Here is a 19,604-nt window from a genome sequence, read left to right as displayed (position 1 = left end):
CGTTAAGTTAGAGGATGAGGCGCTCGACTTCAGAGTGCTTATGGCCGAAATCGAACGCCTCAGCGAACGTATCACGTGGATCGACTTTTCGTTTGTGGAGCGAGATCGAACGCCACGCTGGGCGATTGAAGTAGGGATCCGCAGTCACTTGGCCGGTATATCACTGCGCGAGGTAAGTAAGCATCTTGAACTGTTTGGAATCAGTCGAAGTCACGTCGCGATCCACAACTGGGTTCATAAGGCCGATCTACAGCCGATCTCGACCGTCTCCGAGGATCAACTCGCGGTTGACGAAAAGATGATCCGCCTCCACGGCCAGAAGTTCTGGCTGTACGCCGCGGTTGATCCACAGACGAACGAGATCCTTCACTTGAGCCTCTATCCGACCGCAAATAAACAGACAACGCGATGGTTTCTCACCGAGCTACACCGGCGCTATCAGCTGAATAACGTCGAGTTCCTCGTCGATGACGCAGACTATCTTGGATCAGTTCTTGCTGAAGACGGGTATCGATTTCAAATCATTCGACATGGAAATCGGAATGCTATCGAACGTGTCTTTTGGGAGATAGAACGACGAACATCATCATTTGCGAATAGTTTCAGCAATGTCGCGCTAGAGACAGCTCGAAACTGGCTCGAAACCTTCGCAGTCTACCACAATTCACGCCAAACTTAACGCGAGCGTCTCGCCCGGCGCAAGGGGCTTGTGCGCCGCCCCCGTTCGGTCCGTTATGCGCGTCTTCAGAGGGGAGTTCGCGACGCCGGCCGCGGACCGGGAGCCGACGGCCGCCCTGCTCGCGTCGGCCGCGGACGGCGTCCCCGCGGTCCGCGTCACCGCGCCGCCGCGACAGGTCGCGTTCGGCCGGCGCGACGCCCGCGAGCCCGGGTTCGAGGCCGCGAAACGGGCGGCCGAGGCGGCGGGGTTCCCGCCGGTCGAGCGCGACGTCGGCGGCCGCGCGGTCGCGTACACGGGGGCGACGCTGTCGTTCGGCGTCGCGGTGCCGACCGGGGACGGCCGCGGGTCGATCGACGCGCGGTACGAGACGGCGACCGAGGCGCTCCGCGACGCGCTCCGCGACCTCGGCGCCGACGTGGTCCGCGGGGAGCCGCCGAACGCGTTCTGCCCCGGCGACCACTCCCTTCGGGTCGCCGACGGCGCCGGCGCCGCCAACGGGGGGAAGATCGCGGGGCTCGCCCAGCGCGTGCGCGCCGACGCGGCGCTCGTCGCGGGCGTCCTCGTCGTCTCCGCGGCGGACCCCGACCCGATCGCGCGGGCCACCGACCGCGTCTACGGCGCGCTCGACGTGCCGTTCGACCCCGCATCCGTCGGGAGCGTCGCGGACGCGGGCGGCCCGGACGACCCCGACGCCGTCGCTCGCGCCGTCGAGGCCGCGTTCGTCGAGGGCGCGTGGGGGGACGGCGCACGCGAGATCGTCCGCGTCGACGGGGCAGACGCCTGAGCGCGCCGCGGCCCGCGGTTCCGACGTTTCGACGTGCTTTTTATGCGCGGGCATCTGGGTTCGCGCATGGCCGAATTCAAAGTCGTCGTCGCCGACCCCGAGACCGGCGAGACGTTCCAGCGAGAGGTCGACGGACAGGACGCCAACCGATTCCTCGGTCGCGAACTCGGCGACGAGATCGGCGGCGACGCGGTCGGACTCCCCGAACACACCATCGAACTCACCGGCGGCTCCGACGAGACCGGACGCCCGATGCGCGAGGACGTCTCCGGCACCCGCCTGAAGGAGCTTCTCTTGGAGGGCGGCGTCGGCTTCGAGCCGTCCCGCGAGGGCGAGCGCAAGCGGATCACCGTCCGCGGCCGCGAGGTCGACGACGACATCGCGCAGATCAACGCCAGCGTCGTCGACGGCGACGGCGACGTGGCCGCCGCGCTCGGCGAGGGCGACGACGACGCCGACGAGTAAGGCGCCCCGATGCCTCGCGTTCCCTCCGACGGCGAGGACGTTTCCTCGATTCGCGTCTCGCTCGCCCGCAGCGGCGGCACTCGCCGCCCCTGCGTCAGGCTCCCGGACGACGACGCCCTCGGCGGGCGCGTCGAGTCCGGCGCCTGCGACGCGCTCGGCGTGGGCGCGGGGGACGTGATCCGCGTCGCGATCGACCGCGAGGAGCGCCACGCGCGGGTCGCGGCCGACTCGAACGGGCGGCTGCTGCGCGGCGCGTACGACAACCGACGGCTCGCGCGCGAGGCCGGCGAGGGGACGAACCGCCTGGTCGAGTGGCTCGACGCGAACGGTCGGGAGCCCGGGGACAGCGTCGTCCTCGACGTGGTGGTGCCCGGCGAGCTGTACGGGCTGCGGATCCCGGGCGAGCGGACCCTGTACGACGCGAACCGCGGGCCGCGGTCATCGCTCGCGGACATCGCCCGCGACCTCGACGGGTAGGCCCGCCGCGGCGACGGGTCGAATCGCTTATTCTCGCTCGGATCCGAGATCGGTCCATGCAGGAGGTCGACGCGGATCTGACGGCGCTCGACCGCGCGATCATCAACGCGTTCCAGGGCGGCTTCCCGGTCGCGGAGCGCCCCTTCGACGCGGCGGCGGCCGCGCTCAGGGAGCGCGGCGTCGAGGTCACGGGGCCGGCGCTCTGCGAACGCGTCCGCGAACTCGACGCGGAGGGGATCTTATCGCGGTTCGGCGCGCTCGTCAACGCCGAGGAGATCGGCGGGGCGGCGTCGCTCGTCGCCATGCACGCGCCCGAGGACCGCTACGACGAGATCGCGGAGACGGTGAACGAGTTCACCGCGGTCGCGCACAACTACGAGCGGGAGCACCCGCACCTCAACATGTGGTTCGTGGTGAGCGTCGCGGACCACCCCGACCCGGACAAGGACGGCCACGACCGCGTCGAGGAGGTGCTCGCGGAGATCGAGTCCGCGACGGGCCAGGAGACGTACAACCTCCCGAAGCTCCGGGAGTTCCACGTCGGCGCGAAGTTCCTCGTCGACGGGCCGGTGCCCGACGGCGACGTGGACCTCTCGGAGTTGGGCCCCGAGGTCTCGCCGAGCGACCGCGGGACGCTCACCCCCGACGAGCGCGACCTCGTGGTCGAGATCCAGGGCGGGCTCCCGGTGACCGAGACGCCGTACGCCGACGTGGCGGCCGCGATTGGCGCCGACGTCGACTGGGTGATCGAGACGATCAAGCGGTTCGAGCGCGAGGGGAAGGTGCGCCGCGTCGGCGTCATCCCGAACCACTACGCGCTCGGCTACACCGAGAACGGGATGACGGTCTGGAACGTGCCGGAAGACGTCTTAGACGAGGTCGGGCCCGCGGTGGCGGACCTCGACTTCGTCACGCACTGCTACGAGCGCCCGCGCCACGCCGGCGTCTGGGAGTACAACTTCTTCGCGATGACGCACGGCCGCACGGAGGCGGAGAGCGAGCGCCGGATCGCGGAGGTGCGCGACCTGATGGCCGACCACTGGGACGTGGGCGCCGACGACTGGGACACGCTGTTCTCGACGCGCATCCTGAAGAAGACCGGCATCCGCATCGCGGACCGGGCGGACAGCAACACGGCGTGACCCCGCTCTACCACGACCTCGCGGGCGAGACGGTCGCCGTCTTCGGCGGCGGTGCCGTCGGCGCGCGCAAGGCGCGGGGGTTCGACGAGGCGGCCCGAGTCGTCGTCGTCAGCCCCGAGTTCGACGAGCGGTTGCGATCGCTCGCGGACGGGCGCGACTCGGAGTCCGCGGACGGGCCGGCCGTCGAACTGATACGCGCCGCCCCGGACCCGGAGGCGGTGCCCGACTGGATCGACCGGCTCGCCCCGGCGCTCGCGGTCGCCGCGACCGACGACGCCGCGGTCAACGCCGCCGTCGAGTCGGCCGCGCTGGACCGGGGGCTCCTCGTCAACCGAACGGACGTGTCGGGCGGCCGCGACCCCGGGAGCGTCGTCGTCCCCGCGACGGTGGAGGACGACCCCGTGACCGTGGCGCTCTCGACGGGGGGCACGAGCCCCGCGCTCGCGAAGGCGCTGCGCGAGCGGATCGAGGCCGAGATCGAGGGGGCGGGCGCGATGGCGGCGCTCTCGGGCGAGATCCGTGAGGAGCTGAAAGCGGCGGGCGTCCCGCCCGCGAAACGCCGGGAAGCGGTCCGGCGCGTTGTCAGATCCCGGGGGGTTTGGAAGGGTTTACAAAAGGGGAGATCCAACGGACGGCAAGAGGCCGACACCGTGATCGAGGAGGTACTCGACCGATGAGAGAGACGGGTGCGATCGCCGGTGTGAGCGTCGCCCACGCCGACGCGACCGTCGACGAGATCGAGGCCGCCGGCGGCGACGGCGTCCGCGCGACCGTCTCCGACCTGCTCGCGCGCGAGGGAGTCGAAGAGGCGTTCGCGGTACAGACGTGTAACCGCTCGGAGGCGTACGTCGTCACCGACCGGACCGTCGACGGGGCGACGGCGCTGTCGACGTTCGCCCCCGACGTGCGCGCCGGGGCGGTCCGCCGCCTCGACCACGAGGAGAGCCTGGAACACCTGATGCGCGTCGCCTCCGGACTGGAGTCGCTCGTGCTCGGCGAGGACCAGATCATCGGCCAGCTGCGCGAGGCCTACGAGGAGTCGAAGTCGGCGGGCGGCATCGGACCGGTGCTCAAAGACGCCGTGACGAAGGCGCTCCACGTCGGCGAGCGCGCGCGGACGGAGACCGAGATCAACGAGGGCGTCGTCTCGCTCGGCTCCGCGGCCGTCAGGCTGGCGGCGGGCGAGATCGACCTCACCGACGGGACGGCCGTCGTCGTCGGCGCCGGCGAGATGGGGACGCTCGCGGCCCGGACCCTCGACGACACCGCCGTCTCCGAGATCGTCGTCGCGAACCGCACCGTGCCCCACGCGGAGTTCGTCGTCGAGGAGGTCGACACCCGGGCGGAGGCGGTGTCGCTCGCCGACCTCCCCGCGATCATCCCCGAGGCCGACCTCGTCGTCACCGCGACCGGGAGCCCCGACCTCGTCGTCCACCCGTCGTACGTCGACGGCGCCGGTCGCGTCGTCTGTATCGACATCGCGCAGCCCCGCGACGTCGACCCCGCGGCCGGCGCCCGCGAGGGCGTCACCGTCTACGATATCGACGACCTCGAGGACGTCACCCAGCGGACTCGGGAGAGCCGCGCCGAGGAGGCCCGGAAGGTCGAGTCGATCATCGACGACGAGCTCGACCGCATCCTGGAGGCGTACAAGCGCAAGCGCGCCGACGACGCCATCTCGGCGATGTACGCCGGCGCGGACCGGGTGAAGGCGCGCGAGCTCGACCGCGCGATGTCGAAGCTGGAGGCGCAGGGCGACCTGAGCGACGAGCAGCGCGAGACGGTCGAGGACCTGGCGGACGCGCTCGTCGGGCAGCTGCTCGCCGCCCCCACCCGGTCGCTCCGGGACGCCGCCGGCGAGGACGACTGGGAGACGATCCGGACCGCCCTCCAGCTGTTCGACCCCGAGTTCACCGCGCAGGCGGAGGGGCCGGACGGGGCGGACCTCACCGAGGCGGGGGCCGGCGGCCCGGACACGATCCCGGAGTCCGTCGCCGAGGAGCTGGACGACTAATCCTCGCGTCCGCTGCGGCGCCCCGGACCGCTCGCGATTTCGCCCGGACCGGTCCCCGCGGACCGCCGCGCTTTATTTCCCGGCCGGTCCACGGGTCGGTATGAGGCTCTCCGAGTACGTCGACCGACTCGACGACCGACTCGACACGGCCGCGTACGCCGACGTCGACGCGAGCGCGAACGGGCTCCAGGTGGGGCCGGAGGAGGCCGAGATCGAGCGCGTCGCGTTCGCGGTCGACGCCGCGCGGGCGACGATCGAGACCGCCGCCGACGCGGACGCCGACGCCCTCGTCGTCCACCACGGGCTCTCGTGGGGCGGGATCGAGCGCGTCACCGGACGGGTCCACGACCGGATCGCGACCTTAGTCGAGCACGACATCGCACTGTACGTCTCGCACCTCCCGCTCGACGGCCACCGGGAACTGGGCAACGCCGCCGGCGTCGCGGACGCGGTGGGGCTCGCGGACCGCGACCCGTTCGGCGAGATGGGGCCGGTGACGGTCGGGACGATCGGCGAGGCGGCGGAACCGCGGTCGGCGGCGGCGATCCGGGAGACGCTCGACGGCTTCGAGGGGCAGCCGGAGGGCGAGTCGTCGCCCACGCGGGTGCTCGACTTCGGCCCCGACGAGATCGAACGGGTCGCGGTCGTCACCGGCTCCGGGGTCGACTGGCTCGACGAGGCGGTCGCCGCCGGCGCCGACGCGCTGATCACCGGCGAGGGGAAACAGCAGGTCTACCACGACGCGCGGGAGGCGGGCGTCACGGTGTTCCTCGCCGGCCACTACGCCACGGAGACGTTCGGCGTCCGCGCGCTCCAGTCGCTGACCGACGACTGGGGCGTCGAGACGACGTACCTCTCGCACCCGACCGGGCTGTAACGGGGGCGCGACCGCGCTCCCGGCGGCGCGCTCGCCGCCGAACGCAACCCTTACCGCTCGCGTCCGCGCAGTCGGGGTATGCGCGATCACTTCGAGATCCGGGACCACGACGCGGCCGGCCGGATCGGCCGACTGGAGGTCCCGCGCGCCGACGTCACGGTTGAGACGCCGGCGCTCCTGCCCGTGGTCAACCCCAACGTGCTCACGATCGAGCCCGAGCGGCTCCGCGAGGAGTTCGGCGCGGAGATGCTTATCACGAACTCCTACATCATCCGCAGCACGGACCGCATCCGCGACCGCGTGGTCGACGAGGGGCTCCACGAGTTCCTCGGGTTCGACGGCGCGATCATGACCGACTCCGGCTCCTTCCAGCTGGCCGAGTACGGCGACATCGACGTGACGACCGCGGAGATAATCGAGTTCCAGCGGCGGATCGGCAGCGACGTGGCGACCCCCGTCGACGTCCCGACGCCGCCCGACGCGGACCGCGAGCGGGCGGAGCGGGAGTTAGAGACGACGAAGCGGGCGCTCGCGGACGCCGAGGACGCCGACACGGGCGAGATGCTGGTCAACGCGCCGGTCCAGGGCGCGACGTACGCCGACCTCCGCGAGGCGGCGGGTCGGCACGCGGCCGCGACCGACCTCGACGTGTTCCCGGTCGGCGCGATGGTCCCCCTCCTGAACTCGTACCGCTACGCCGAGGTCGTCGAGGCGGTCCGCGCGGCGAAGCGCGGCCTCGGCCCGGGCGTCCCGGTCCACCTGTTCGGCGCCGGCCACCCCATGATGTTGGCCCTCGCGGTCGCGGCCGGCTGCGACCTGTTCGACTCGGCCGCCTACGCGCTGATGGCCCGCGACGGCCGCTACCTCACGGTGTCGGGGACGGAACACCTGGAGGACCTCGACTACTTCCCCTGCTCGTGTCCCGTCTGCGCGGACCACGCCCCGGCCGACCTCCGCGGCTTCGGCGACGGCGAGACGGAGCGCCTGCTCGCCGAGCACAACCTCCACGTCACCTTCGAGGAGCTGCGCCGGGTGAAGGAGGCGATCCGGTCCGGGAACCTGCTCGACCTGGTCGACCGCCGCGCCCGCGGCCACCCGGCGATGCTCGACGGCTACCGCGCGCTGCTCGACCGCGCCGAGGAGCTGGAGCGCACCGACCCCGGCTCGAAGGACGCGTTCTTCTACACCTCCCACGAGGCGGCGCGCCGGCCCGAGGTGCGACGGCACCGAGACCGCCTCGGCCGGCTGACGGCGCCGGACGACCTGTTGCTCACCGAGTCGAAGGCGCCCTCCGACCACGCCTACGACGCGGTGTGGCGCGTGACGCCGCCGTTCGGCCCCTACCCGCCCGCGCTCTCGGAGACGTACCCGCTCACCGCCGAGGTGCCCGAGCGGACCGACGACGCGGCGCAGGTCGCGGCCGCGGCGGGCGTGGCCGCGCTCGCGGACGCCAACCCCGAGACGGCGCTCACGCTCGGCCACGACGCGTGGTGCGACGCGGCGCTGGAACGGCTCCCGGACCGCGTCGAAACGGAGAACCTGCGGACGCTCGGCTGACGGACCGGCGGCTCGCGAGGGAGCGTCGTCGCGGCGAAAAGCGCAGCCGTGACCGCGTCGCCCGCCCGTTCCGGACGCCGACCGCCTCAGTCGCGTCGGTGTCCGAGCGGCTTCTTCTGGTCGACCTCGACCTCGACGTGGATCGAGTCCGGGAAGTCGCGGCCGACCACGTCGCGTGCGATGTCGTCGGCGCCGTGGATCTCCATCGAGCGGCGGTACACGTCGTAGCGCCACGGCGAGAACTCGTCGCCCGGCGCGAGGTCCTTGTACAGCGGGACGGTGACCGTCTCGGAGGGGCTCGCGTGCGGGCCCTTACACTCGGCGCCCTTGCGTTCGAGGGTCTCCTTGAGCTCTTGGACGGTCTCGACGAGCACGTCGCGGTCGCCGGACGCGAAGTCGAGTTTCGTGACGAAGGTCATGGCTGGGGGTCGTCCGCCAATGGCCGCCCGAGCGGTAAAAACGCATCTACCCGCGATTCCGGGCCCCGACTTCCCCCCGGATGTGACGGTCGCTGGAGCCGAGCGCACCCGCGGTATCTACACCGCCGCGCGCCGCGGCCGCGTTCGGGCTCGAACCCCGTGTTACGGGTTCGCGTTTAGCCGGCCCGCGGAGTCGTCCCGCTCGCCGGACGGTCGGCGCTGCGTCGAACCAGTTCCCTGAAGATGGCCGGCCGGACCGTCCCCTCGGTCGACCCTGCGCAACCGGGTGATCCGCCAGCCGTCGCCCCGACAGCGGACGGGTTCGAGGACGACTTCGACCGCGTCCCCGAGGCGTAGGTCCGCCAAGCGGTCGCGGGCGTCCTCGGTCGCGTCGATGGCGTGATACGTCCGGCCGTCGACGCCGTGGAGCGTCACGCCCCTGTCGCGGTGCGGTTCCGTCGCGAGTCGACACCGCCGCCGAACCTCGGCAGTCGCTCCCATTATTCCGGGCCACGTGCGACGCAATCATAAAACGAACTATGAGACCGACCGAGTGCTATTGACCGGTACCGAGAGCGGTGTGGCGCCGTTTCGACCGTCCGGCGATGCTCGGAACCCCGCCGTGTCGTCTTCCAGTCCGCACTGACGCGACCGTTCGGAAGTCCGACACGCTCTTTAGGGGTGATCGCTTACCTGCGGCCAATGACGGTCGAAGCGACCAGTGCCGGAGCCATCCTCTTCCGCGATACCCGCGGCGAACGGGAGTACCTGCTCCTGAAGAGCCGACCGGGGGACTGGGAGTTCCCCAAAGGCGGGGTCGAGGGGGACGAGGAGCTCCAGCAGACGGCGATACGAGAAGTCGGCGAGGAGGCCGGAATCGAAGACTTCCGGCTGATCGACGGGTTCCGCAGGGAGTACGACTACGTGTTCGAGGCGAACGGGGAGACCATCCACAAGACGGTCCACCTCTTCATCGCCCGCTCGTTCGAGGCGAGCGCGGAGCTCTCGAAGGAGCACCGCGACCTCCAGTGGCGCGACTACGACCAGGCGATCAACACGATCACGCAGGACGGCCCGCGCGACATCCTAGAGGAGGCCCACGAGTACCTCGACGAGCGGAAAGACGAGGAAGACGGCAAGTACGTCTGATCGGGACGGGGCCGCACGCGGTCGACGGCGGCCGCACCCCCCGAGCGGTTCGCTTTTGTCCGCCCCGCTCGACGGGTCGACCAGTGACGCCCGACGCCGAGTTCGGCTACGAGCTGTTGGTCTGCCGGTTCGCCGAGCTGGCCTGGCACCCGAGCGAGGGGCCGCGTCCGGCGATTGTCGCCCGCCAGCTCGGTACCAAGGAGCGCCGCTGGGACACGGTCGTGATCGAGGTCGACCCGCCGGCGTTCGCGCGGCGGCGCGCGTTCGGCGACCGGACCATCGACTCCGACCTCCTCCACGTGGTCCGCGGCGCGCCCGCCGAGTGGGCGTGGTACCGCGACGCCCTGCCGGACCCCGGCTACCCGTGGCGCTACGTGCGGCGGGCGGTCCACCGCGCCGCGGGCCGGGACCTGATCGAGACGCGCCGCGACGGGAACCGGATCGAGATCCGCCGGGTGCGGCCCTACCCGGACTGGGTCGGGCGGATCGTCGCGGTCGAAAACAAGCCGGACCTTGACCGCTCGGCGGCCGACCGGCTCGCCGACCAGCTCGACCACGACGTCGAGACCGGGCTCGCCGACGAGGCGTGGCTCGCGACGGAGACGACCGGCGAGCGCGTCGAGCCGGCCCTCCTCCGCGAGCTACCGGTCGAGGCCGGCATCCTCGCGACCGACTTCTCCGCGGGCGTCGACGCCGACGCGGCCGACGTGGCGTGGCACCCGAGCGACCTCGCGCCGGGCGAAGGCGAACGCCGCGATCCCGAGACGGAGACGCTCCGGCTTGAGATCGCGGAGCGCGCCTACGGGAAGGGGTGGCGGTCGTTCCACGAGACGATGCGTCCCGACTGCCGGCACTTCGAACTCAGGCGCGAGGGCCGCGCGCTTCTCCCGCACTGCGCCGCGAAGGGGAAGGTCCCGACCGCGCGGGAGTGCTCGGGGTCCTGTCCGAAGTTCTCGCCGGAGCCGCCGCAGTGGCGCACGCGCGGGTGGCCCATCGAGGGCGGCCCGGGGAAGGGGTACAAGCGAGTGTTGGACCGACGGCGGGAACGCGAGCGGGACCGGCCCGAAAGCGTTGAGTGAGTGGGAGAGCCAGCCCGCCGTATGCGGTCCCCGAACCAATCGCTCGCAGAGTACGCCGCGCGAACGGTGGTCGTGGTACTCACGCTGGCGGTCCTCCAGTACACTGGGCTTCTCCTCGACGGTCCCGCGGGGATCGATCCCGGACACCTCGCCGCGGTCGCCGTGCTGTTCCCGGCGTTCTCGTACCTGATCGCCCTCGTCGGGACGAACGTGCGGTCGGGCGCCGAGTGAGACTCGCCGCGAGCGACCTCCGGAGCGGCGGTCAGGAGTCTTCCCGGACACGCCGGACGGCCTCCCTGTCCGGGAGCGCCGTCATCGCCCCCTCGGAGCGGGTCGACGCCGCGGCGACGGCGTTCGCGAACCCGAGGACCTCCTCGGGCGCGGCCTCGTCGACCAGTCCCGCGACGACGCCCGCGGTGAACGCGTCGCCCGCGCCCGTCGTGTCGACGACGTCGTCGACGCGGTAGCCGCCGTGGCGCCACTCGCCGCACTCCCACGGGGAGTCCTCGCCGGCGACCAGGCGCGCCCCCGCCTCGCCCTCGGTCAGGAAGACGGCGTCCGGTCCGGCGTCGAGTAGCTCGTCGGGGGCCGCCGGGAGCGCGTCGCCGCCGAGGTCCTCCCGCGAGGCCTTGAGAACGTCCGTCGCCGAGAGCATCCGCCGCAGCGTCGGTTCGGGGTCGACCTCCCAGAGCTCCGGCCGGACGTTCGGGTCGAAACAGACCAGCGAGTCCGCCGCCCGCGCGCGCTCGACGAGGTCGAACGTCGCCGAGCGGGCCGGTTCGACGGTCAGCGTCACTCCGCCGACGACCACGACGTCGACCGACTGGAGGACCTCGTCCGGGACGCCGCTCGCGTCGAACCGCCTGTCGGCCGTCCCCTCTCGGTAAAAGGTGAACTCTCGGTCGGCGTCCTCGCCGTGCGAGACGAACGCCAGCGCGGTCCGCGCGTCCGGAACGCGGCGCACGAACCGGTCCGAGATCCCCTCGCGGTCGAGGACGGACGCGAGGTGCTCGCCGAAGGCGTCGGTCGCGAGCGCCGTACAGAACCACGGCGTCCGGTCGAGCCTGGCGAGCCCGACCGCGACGTTGGCCGGCGCGCCGCCAGCGCGTCGGGAGAAGGACTCGACCGCCGCCAGCGGGCCGTGCCTGTCGGGGATGAAGTCGATCAGCGCCTCGCCGGCGACGAGCGCCTCACGCGTCATGCCGCGCTCGGACGGGTCCGCTGTGCTGGCCGCGCCGTTGCTCCGCGGTCGCCTCGCCTCGGTGCCGACGGGACATCTCTCGACCCGCACCTCGCGCGTGCCGGTATTAAATTCACGGGACCCCGGCGGCGTCCGCAGACGGCGCCGGCCGGACCTCAGCCGGACTCGGCGTACAGCCGAGCCTCGTACGGGCGCAGGTCGAACGGCTCGCCGGGCGCCTCGGGCACCGACTCGTAGTTCCCGAGGAGCAGCGCGGCGGACGGCCCGACCGGGGTAACGTCGGCCGTCCGGGGTTCGCCCGAGAGGTTGAGCACGACCACGACCCGCTCGCCGTCGAGGCGCCGCTCGTAGACGTACAGCTGCTCGTCGTCGGGGTAGCGGAGCTCGTAGGAGCCGTACCGGAGCGGCTCCGAGTCGCCCCGCACGCCGATCAGCGTCCGGTAGTACGACAGCACGGACGGCGTCCGTTCACGCTCGCGGGCGGCGTTGACGGCCTCGTAGTCGTCGTTGACCGGGAGCCACGGGTCGCCGTCGGTGAAGCCCGCGTGTCGGCCGTCGGTCCACTGCATCGGCGTCCGAGCGTTGTCGCGCGACCGGGCCTCGACGACGCCCCTGACCTCCCCGTACCCGCCGTACACGCCGTCCGCGATCAGCTCGCGGACGTTCCGGACGGTGTCGACGTCGGCGACGTCGTCGAGGCTCTCGAAGGTGGTGTTCGTCATGCCGAGCTCCTGGCCTTGGTAGACGAACGGCGTTCCACGCAGCGTTAGGAGGGCCGTCGCGAGCGCCGTCGCGGACTCGTAGCGGTACCGCTCGTCGTCGCCGAACCGGGAGACGCTGCGCGGCTGGTCGTGGTTCTCGAAGAAGAGGGTCGTCCACCACTCGTCGTCGAGGCCGCGCTGCCACGTATCGAGGACCGACTTGAGCTCCGGCAGCGTCCACTCGCCGACGTCCCACCGGCCGTTCGGCCCGAAGTCGACCTGGACGTGTTCGAAGGGGAAGACTAAGTCGAGCGGGCCGTCCTCGCCGGTGTACTCGCGGGCGGACTCCAGGGTTAGCTCCGGCATCTCGCCGACGGTGACGATGTCCCGCCCGGCGAACACCGCGTCGTGCATCTCGGCCAAGTACTCGTGGATCCGGGGGCCGTCGACGAAGTGTTCGCTCCCGACGAGGTCTCGACTGGGGTCGCCGTCGGGCAGCCCCTCGGGCTTCGAGATGAGGTTGAGCACGTCGAGCCGGAACCCGTCGATGCCCTTGTCGAGCCACCAGTTCATCACCTCGTACATCTCCGCTCGGACGTCCGGGTTGCGCCAGTTGAGGTCGGGCTGCGTCGTGTCGAAGAGGCTGAGGTACCACGCCTCGCGCTCCTCGTCGTACGTCCAGGCGGAGCCGCCGAAGAACGACTTCCAGTTGTTCGGCGGCTCGTCGGCGTCCCCCTCGCGCCAGACGTAGTAGTCGCCGTACTCCCCGTCCGGGTCCGTGCGGGACCGCCGGAACCACTCGTGTTCGGACGAGGTGTGGTTCGCGACCATGTCCATCACCAGGCGGATGTCGCGGTCGTGGAGGCCGGCCAGCAGCGACTCCCAGTCGTCCATCGTCCCGTACTCCGAGTGGATCGAGCGGTAGTCGCTGACGTCGTACCCGTTGTCGTGCTGGGGCGACTCGTACACCGGGCTCAGCCAGACCGCGTCGACGCCGAGCTCGTCGACGTAGTCGAGCTTCTCGACGATGCCCGGGATGTCGCCGACCCCGTCGCCGTCGGAGTCGTTGAAGCTCCGCGGGTATATCTGATACACCACCGCCTCCTTCCACCATGCGCGCTCTGTCATTTTTGGTGCGATCCGGCCGACGCGGCGCGCGGTCCGCCGCGGCTCTCCGCCGGTGCGACCGGTACTGCGTCGATAGAAGTCCCTCGTCTGTTAGCACTATCGAAACGGTCCAGTCCGCCCGCAATCGCCCGGTTCGATCGGCGGGCGGCGACGGCAGACGACCGCCGTCCCGCGCCGCGAGATGGATCGCGTTTTTATCCCGGGAGGCGATGACCGACGCATGACAGCCGGACCGGTTCGCGTCGGGCTCCTCGTCGAGGGGGACCCGAGCGACCGACAGGCGGCGGCGCGCGAGTGGGCGGAGGCCAGGTACGACGTCGACCTCGTCGACCCGGCGCGGGTCACGCCGACGACGGCGCACGACGTCCTCTGGTGGCACCGCGCGGAGGCGCCGGCGGTCGAGGACCGGACCGCGTCGGCGCTCGCGGCGTTCGTCCGCGACGGCGGCGGACTCCTCCTGAGCCTCCGCGCCGTGGGGGCGGCGACGTCGCTCGGCTTCGAGTCCGTCGCGCCCGACGCCGTCGGGACGCGGACCGTCACGGCCCCGACCGGGCCCCTCTGGCGGTCGGTGTACGACGACCACCCCGCGGTCGACGCGTTCGAGGGGCTCCGGACGCCCGTCGCGGACCGCGGGACGGTTCCCTACGCCCGCTACGAGGACCGGCTCCCCGCCGATGGCGAAGTCCTCGCGTCGACCGTCGAGGGCGAGCACGACCGGCCGACCCAGACCAGCGTGGTCTCATGGCACCCGGGTGAGGGTGCGGTGCTGGGCGTCGGCGAACTGGCGCTCACGCCGGCGGTCTCGGAGCCGTACGGCACGAACCGAGACCGGCTCGTCGAGGGGCTTGTCGAGTCGCTGGCGGCCGGCCCGAACCCGAGGTTCGACCGCCCGGTCGACGGGGAGGGGTTCCGACGCCTCAGAGCGCGGCTCGACGGCGACGAGCAACGGCCCCGGTACCACCTCACGCCGCCGGCGAACTGGCTCAACGACCCGAACGGGCTGATCGAGCGCGACGGGACGTATCACGTGTTCTACCAGTACAACCCGGGCGGCCCGTACCACAACTCGATCCACTGGGGCCACGCCACGAGCGAGGACCTCGTAACCTGGCGCGACGAGCCGCTCGCGCTGTCACCGTCGCCCGACGGCCCGGACAGCGACGGCTGCTGGTCGGGCTGCGCGGTCGAGTTCGACGGCGAGCCGACGATACTGTACACCGGCGGGCGCGGCCGCCGACAGCTCCCCTGCCTGGCGACCGCCGCGGATCCGATGCTGCGGTCGTGGACCAAGGAGCGGTCGAACCCGGTGATCGAGGCGCCGCCGGACGACGTCGACGTGCTGGAGACGGAACACTGGCAGGCGGAGTTCCGGGACCACTGCGTCTGGCGGGAGGACGGCCGGTGGCACCAGCTCATCGGCTCCGGCCTCACCGACGTCGGCGGGACGGTCTTCCGGTACAGCTCCGAGAACCTCCGCGACTGGCGCTACGAGGGGCGGTTCCTCACCGCAGAGCGGCCGGACGCCGGGGCGGTCTGGGAGTGTCCCGAGCTGCTCCGCTTCGGGGAGTGGGACCTCCTCCACGTCTCGGACTACGAGAGCGTCCCGTACTTCGTCGGCACGCGTCGCGACGGGGCGTTCGAGGTCGCCTCCCGGGGCGTCCTCGACCGCGGCGACTTCTACGCGCCGCAGTCGATGGCCGTCGACGACGGCTACCTGACGTGGGGGTGGCTCCCCGAGGCCCGCGACGCCGAGGCACAGTGGGACGCGGGCTGGTCCGGCTCGCTGTCGGTCCCGCGGCGGATCGAGGTGGACGAGTCGGGCGAGCTGACCCAGCGGCCGGCGCCGCAGCTGACCGCGCTCAGGGAGGCGAAGCAGGTCGACGGGGCGTCGGTCTCACTCGACGACGAGCGGTGGACCGCTCCCGCCGGCGGCCGCGCGCTCGAACTGGCGGCGACGGTCGCGCTCGACGACGCCGACGCCGTGACGCTCTCCGTCTTCGAGTCGCCGGACCGGCGAGAGCGCACCGAGATCCGCTACAACGCGACGAACGAGCTCGTCGTCGACCGCTCGGCCGCGAGCGAGGACCCGCGCGCGCGGAGCGACGAACAGCGGATGCCGGTGACGCCGTACGACGAGCCCCTCACCCTCCGGGCCTTCCTCGACGGCTCCACGGTCGAGCTGTTCGCCAACGAGCGCCACTGCCTGACGAGCCGCGTCTACCCGACGCGGACGGACAGCACCGGAATCTCGTTCGCGGCGTCCGGCGGCCGCGCAGAGGTCGAGGACCTCTTTATCTGGGAACTCGACGGCGGGTTCCCGGACACGCCGTCGGGCCGGACGGACTGAGCCGGCGGCGCCGAGGCGACAGCCGGTCGTCGCCCGCGAGGCCGCTCGTTCTCTCGTCGCTCAGACGGATTGCAACCGATCCGCGGAGACGCGTCGATCGACCGGCACGACCGCCGAGCGCGCGATCCGCCCGACTTCATGAATATTAACTCAACTCCGAATTAATATTCCGAAGATATAAGTGTCGGCGTCCCCAATCAGTAATCGAGATGAGCATGAACACAGTCCTCCTCGCCGTCGGATCGAAAGACGAGAGCCGCCTCGAAGAACTCGCGGAGACCGCGGCGTCCGTCGTCGACCCGGACGGCCGCGTCGTCTTACTCCACGTGTTCGACCGCGAGCGATACGACACGATCGAGACGCAGCTGAACATCGACGAAGACTCCGAGGTCACGCCCGACGACGTCTCGGAGCGGTCGCGGATCGTCAGCGACGTCGCCGAGCGACTCGAACGCGCGGGCGTCGACTACGAGATTCGCGGCGCGCTCGGCGAAACGGCCGAGAGCATCCTCGACAAGAGCGAGAGCCTCGACGCCGACCTCGTCGTCGTGGGCGGGCGCTCCCGCTCGGCGACCGGGAAGGCGCTGTTCGGCTCGACCGCGCAGCGCGTGCTGCTCGAAGCGGACTGCCCGGTGACGTTCGTCAAGGACCGGTCCGAGGAGCAGACGGAAGCGACCGTCCCCGCGTAACTCGGCGTTTTTTCTCCCGTCCGGCGCACCGGTCGCGGAGTCGCCGGCCTCTCACCTCCCGCCCGCACCCACTGCGGACGGCACGAGAACGGTCGCGTAGGCTACGGGACCGGCTCGTCGTACTCCGACCCGAACGGGCGGTTGGCGCCGTAATCGCCGCCGACGGCGCCTTCGCGGGTCACCCCGTCGAAGTCGTCGTCGGGGACTTCGGACTCGTCGACCGGCGGGAGCGGCTCGTCCGGCGCGGGGATCCGCCAGGCGTCGAGCGCCCCGAGCAGCCGCGTCTCGTCGCCGTCGACCGCGAGCCGGAGCGTCGGCGCGAGCGTGCCGCCGAACCGCGCGCGCTGCTCGGCCTCCGGGAGCTCCGCGACCGCGTCCAGCGAGTCGCCCGCGAAGTCGTGATAGTTGAGGAAGCTCTGGAGCAGCACCTCCTCGCCGTGGGCGAACGCCATCCACGAGTACGCCTGGAACCGCGCGCCTGACGGGTTCGTCGCCACGAGCCCGCTCCCGTTCAGGGGGCGGTACGGGCCCTCGAACCGGTCCGCGACGAAGCCGTACAGCCCGTCCGGGCCGGTCACCCCCGGCGCGAACGTGTGGACGTGGCTGCAGACGAACAGGTAGTAGCGGCCGTCCGCGACGACGACGTGCGGGCGTTCGAGCTCCTGGTTCACCTCGACGGCGTCGAGGAGCGGCGGGCGGAGCTCCCACGAGAGCGGGTCGCCCGTGGGGGAGGCGGCGACGCCGACGCAGCCGTTGAACTCGCGCCGCTCGCTCGTCGCGGCGTCGTCCCCGTCGCGCTCGGGCGCCGGGACGTTGGCCTCGAAGAGGAGGTGGGTCTCGCCGGACGCGGGGTCTTCGAAGAACCACGGGTCGCGGAAGGTGTACGTCATCCCGCGCGACTGCGCCTCCGTCTCGTATCGGTCGCCGTCGGGCTCCAACAGCGTCTCGTGGGTCCACGGGCCCGCGATCTCGACCCCGTCCGCGTCGGCGGTCACGGAGCCGCCGTGCGCGACCGCGATCCGCTGGGTGTACGTCAGTTCGTCGGCGTCCTCGCGGCCGGCCGCGGTGTAGAAGAGGTAGACGTCGCCGTCGTCGTACAGCGCCGAGCCGGCCCACTGGCGCTGACCGAGCGCGCCGCCGTCGAAGACCGGGCCGGCGTCGCGCCACTCGCTCCCGTCGCGCGAGCAGAAGCAGCGGATCTCGGCCACGTCGTGGCGCGTCCCGGGGAGGAGGTCCGCCGACGCGGTCAGCGAGAACGCCAGCCGCCAGCCGTCCACCTCCGCGATCCCCCCGTGGCGGTCCCGCAGCAGCCACGTGTCCCAGATGTGGAGGTCCGGGAACGGGTCGACGGTCGGCGAACCCGCGACCGGGGCGACGTTCCCCCCGCGCCGCCCGATCCCCGCGGCCTGCTCGCGCGTCCACCGTGACCGGGGCCGACCGTCGGCTCCGGGGAGCGAATCGTCCATACGATCTCTCCACAACGGACCGAATAAAGCCTTTTCAGTTGGGACGACTCGCGAGGGACGGAACCCGCCGAGACGGAAATAAAACGTTTTATTACAGCCGTGGTAGTTCAACGCATGGAACCACGACGTCCCGGACGAGATCGAGCGGTCCGCGCCCGCTTCGAACGCGCGCATTCCGCCGATCCGACAGTCGGCCGTGCGGTGGCTTCTGTCGGGACGGAGCGACCGATCGGGGACGGTGGATGAGAGTGGACCGCGCAGAACTCACGGAGACGCTGGAGGACGCCGGCCTCTCGCCGTACCAGGCCGACGCGTACGTCACGGTGCTTGAGCTGGGTGCCGCCCCGGTCACGCGGGTCGCCGACGTCAGCGGGGTGCCCGACCCGCGGATCTACGACGTGTTGCGCGACCTGGAGAGCGCCGGCTACATCGAGACGTACGAGCAGGAGTCGCTGTACGCCCGCGCGAACGACCTCGACGAGATCACCGACGACTTGGAGTCGCGGGCGAAGCGGCTCACGGCCGCGACCGAAGAGATCGAGCGCCGCTGGAACGAGCCCTCCGTCGAGCGGTCGACGGTGAGCATCGTCACTCGGTTCGAGACGGTGATCAAGAACGCCGACGAGTTCATCCGCGAGGCCGAGACGCAAGTGAACCTATCGCTCGGTGTCGACCACTTCGAGCGGCTGCGCCCGGCGCTCCGGGCGGCCACCGACCGCGGCGTCCGCGTCAACCTCTCGATACACACCCCGGACGGTGACGGCGAGGTGCTCCCGGATGCCGAGGACCTCGCCGGGATCTGCTCCGAGGCCCGCCACCGCCGCGTCCCGTCTCCGTTCGTTGTGATCGTCGATCGGACGAAGACCTGCTTCGCGCCCCACGCGGGGTCGACCAACGAGTACGGCGTGCTCGTCGACGACCGCACGCACACGTACGTGTTCTACTGGTACTTTCTGACGACCCAGTGGGACGCGTGGAAGTCGATCTACACGACTCGCGACGACGAGCCGCCGATCGACTACATCGACATTCGGTACTGCGTCCGCGACGTCGCGCCGCTCCTCCGCGACGGGGCGACCGTCCGGCTCCGGATCGAGGGAACCGACACCGAGAGCGGCGACGACCGTGTCGTCGAGGGCGTCCTCTCGGACGTCGTGGTCGCTGGCGACGATGACGCGGTCGACGCCGACACCGTCGCCAGCTACGGCGGCCGGGTCGGGCTCGTCGTCGAGACCGACGGCGGGCCCGTCGAGGTCGGCGGTTGGGGCGCGATGGTCGAGGCTGTCGAGGCCCACCGGATCACGCTCGTCAGCGTGGCATAGCGGTCGCGAACGGTTCTCTGCGTCAGTCGGAAGCGGGCCTCGAACGCCGCGAGCTCGCGCCGGGGCGCCGGCGGCGGGACAGCGAGGAGAGGCCGCGGAGCGGACCGC

At 71.4% G+C, this 19,604-nt stretch carries 20 protein-coding genes; 15 read left to right on the top strand and 5 right to left on the bottom strand.

What is annotated here, in order from left to right:
* The first annotated feature begins 40 nt into the window (after window positions 1–40).
* The 9 genes from EXE48_RS07845 (at window position 41) to tgtA (ending at window position 7,995) form a co-directional block, all read left to right on the top strand.
* Window positions 41–679, top strand: a complete 639-nt coding sequence (locus EXE48_RS07845) for an IS6 family transposase (RefSeq protein ID WP_137710699.1) — start codon at window positions 41–43, stop codon at window positions 677–679.
* 55 nt (window positions 680–734) lie between these two features.
* A complete protein-coding gene (locus EXE48_RS07840; protein ID WP_121598917.1) occupies window positions 735–1,463 on the top strand; it encodes a lipoyl protein ligase domain-containing protein in 729 nt (242 codons plus the stop codon).
* Between the two features lie 66 nt (window positions 1,464–1,529).
* The gene (locus EXE48_RS07835; RefSeq protein WP_121598916.1) at window positions 1,530–1,928 is read left to right on the top strand and encodes a 30S ribosomal protein S6e; all 399 of its coding nucleotides are present in this window, start codon (window positions 1,530–1,532) and stop codon (window positions 1,926–1,928) included.
* 9 nt (window positions 1,929–1,937) lie between these two features.
* The gene (locus EXE48_RS07830; protein ID WP_137711160.1) at window positions 1,938–2,405 is read left to right on the top strand and encodes a DUF7112 family protein; all 468 of its coding nucleotides are present in this window, start codon (window positions 1,938–1,940) and stop codon (window positions 2,403–2,405) included.
* A 56-nt stretch (window positions 2,406–2,461) separates the two neighbouring features.
* Complete coding sequence (ahbB, locus tag EXE48_RS07825) at window positions 2,462–3,547, top strand: siroheme decarboxylase subunit beta (RefSeq protein ID WP_137711159.1); 1,086 nt, start codon at window positions 2,462–2,464, stop codon at window positions 3,545–3,547.
* Window positions 3,544–4,224, top strand: a complete 681-nt coding sequence (locus tag EXE48_RS07820; protein WP_053772081.1) for a precorrin-2 dehydrogenase/sirohydrochlorin ferrochelatase family protein — start codon at window positions 3,544–3,546, stop codon at window positions 4,222–4,224. Before ahbB ends, EXE48_RS07820 begins: the two co-directional genes overlap by 4 nt.
* The gene (gene hemA, locus EXE48_RS07815) at window positions 4,221–5,561 is read left to right on the top strand and encodes a glutamyl-tRNA reductase (RefSeq protein ID WP_053772080.1); all 1,341 of its coding nucleotides are present in this window, start codon (window positions 4,221–4,223) and stop codon (window positions 5,559–5,561) included. The genes EXE48_RS07820 and hemA overlap by 4 nt, the downstream gene beginning before the upstream one ends.
* Window positions 5,562–5,661: 100 nt before the next feature.
* Window positions 5,662–6,438 (top strand): Nif3-like dinuclear metal center hexameric protein, encoded by a 777-nt coding sequence (locus EXE48_RS07810; protein WP_137711158.1) that lies wholly within the window; start codon window positions 5,662–5,664, stop codon window positions 6,436–6,438.
* A 78-nt stretch (window positions 6,439–6,516) separates the two neighbouring features.
* A complete protein-coding gene (gene tgtA, locus EXE48_RS07805) occupies window positions 6,517–7,995 on the top strand; it encodes a tRNA guanosine(15) transglycosylase TgtA (protein ID WP_121598912.1) in 1,479 nt (492 codons plus the stop codon).
* 86 nt (window positions 7,996–8,081) lie between these two features.
* Here the strand turns inward: tgtA and EXE48_RS07800 are convergent, their stop codons facing one another.
* Both EXE48_RS07800 and EXE48_RS07795 read right to left on the bottom strand, forming a co-directional pair.
* Window positions 8,082–8,414: an uS10/mL48 family ribosomal protein gene (locus EXE48_RS07800; protein ID WP_053772077.1), complete on the bottom strand. Its 333-nt coding sequence runs from the start codon at window positions 8,412–8,414 to the stop codon at window positions 8,082–8,084.
* 162 nt (window positions 8,415–8,576) lie between these two features.
* Window positions 8,577–8,915, bottom strand: a complete 339-nt coding sequence (locus EXE48_RS07795; protein WP_137711157.1) for a DUF7999 family protein — start codon at window positions 8,913–8,915, stop codon at window positions 8,577–8,579.
* A 201-nt stretch (window positions 8,916–9,116) separates the two neighbouring features.
* Here EXE48_RS07795 and EXE48_RS07790 point away from each other — a divergent pair, with 201 nt between their 5' ends.
* From EXE48_RS07790 to EXE48_RS07780, 3 genes are all read left to right on the top strand, one after another.
* Window positions 9,117–9,563 (top strand): bis(5'-nucleosyl)-tetraphosphatase, encoded by a 447-nt coding sequence (locus EXE48_RS07790; protein WP_053772075.1) that lies wholly within the window; start codon window positions 9,117–9,119, stop codon window positions 9,561–9,563.
* An 83-nt stretch (window positions 9,564–9,646) separates the two neighbouring features.
* Entirely contained in the window at window positions 9,647–10,642 is a 996-nt protein-coding gene (locus EXE48_RS07785) for a DUF5787 family protein (RefSeq protein ID WP_137711156.1), read from the top strand.
* A 21-nt stretch (window positions 10,643–10,663) separates the two neighbouring features.
* Entirely contained in the window at window positions 10,664–10,873 is a 210-nt protein-coding gene (locus EXE48_RS07780; protein WP_053772073.1) for a hypothetical protein, read from the top strand.
* Between the two features lie 31 nt (window positions 10,874–10,904).
* Here EXE48_RS07780 and EXE48_RS07775 read toward each other — a convergent pair whose 3' ends face one another.
* Complete coding sequence (locus EXE48_RS07775) at window positions 10,905–11,843, bottom strand: carbohydrate kinase family protein (RefSeq protein WP_053772367.1); 939 nt, start codon at window positions 11,841–11,843, stop codon at window positions 10,905–10,907.
* A 155-nt stretch (window positions 11,844–11,998) separates the two neighbouring features.
* Complete coding sequence (locus tag EXE48_RS07770; RefSeq protein WP_137711155.1) at window positions 11,999–13,672, bottom strand: glycoside hydrolase family 13 protein; 1,674 nt, start codon at window positions 13,670–13,672, stop codon at window positions 11,999–12,001.
* 220 nt (window positions 13,673–13,892) lie between these two features.
* On the opposite strand from EXE48_RS07770, the gene EXE48_RS07765 reads away from it, so the two are divergent.
* Both EXE48_RS07765 and EXE48_RS07760 read left to right on the top strand, forming a co-directional pair.
* Window positions 13,893–16,019, top strand: a complete 2,127-nt coding sequence (locus EXE48_RS07765; RefSeq protein ID WP_137711154.1) for a glycoside hydrolase family 32 protein — start codon at window positions 13,893–13,895, stop codon at window positions 16,017–16,019.
* Between the two features lie 209 nt (window positions 16,020–16,228).
* The gene (locus EXE48_RS07760; RefSeq protein WP_053772070.1) at window positions 16,229–16,708 is read left to right on the top strand and encodes a universal stress protein; all 480 of its coding nucleotides are present in this window, start codon (window positions 16,229–16,231) and stop codon (window positions 16,706–16,708) included.
* 101 nt (window positions 16,709–16,809) lie between these two features.
* Here the strand turns inward: EXE48_RS07760 and EXE48_RS07755 are convergent, their stop codons facing one another.
* Window positions 16,810–18,174: a glycoside hydrolase family 68 protein gene (locus EXE48_RS07755; protein WP_137711153.1), complete on the bottom strand. Its 1,365-nt coding sequence runs from the start codon at window positions 18,172–18,174 to the stop codon at window positions 16,810–16,812.
* A gap of 242 nt (window positions 18,175–18,416) precedes the next feature.
* Between EXE48_RS07755 and EXE48_RS07750 the strand changes: the two genes are divergently transcribed.
* Window positions 18,417–19,496 (top strand): TrmB family transcriptional regulator, encoded by a 1,080-nt coding sequence (locus EXE48_RS07750; protein ID WP_082356872.1) that lies wholly within the window; start codon window positions 18,417–18,419, stop codon window positions 19,494–19,496.
* The last annotated feature ends 108 nt before the right edge of the window (window positions 19,497–19,604 follow it).

It is taken from the genome of Halorubrum sp. ASP1, assembly GCF_005435135.1.
Taxonomy (GTDB): domain Archaea; phylum Halobacteriota; class Halobacteria; order Halobacteriales; family Haloferacaceae; genus Halorubrum; species Halorubrum tropicale.
Note: the sequence above shows the minus strand (reverse complement) of the source record. Positions and strands in the feature narration are given on the sequence as shown.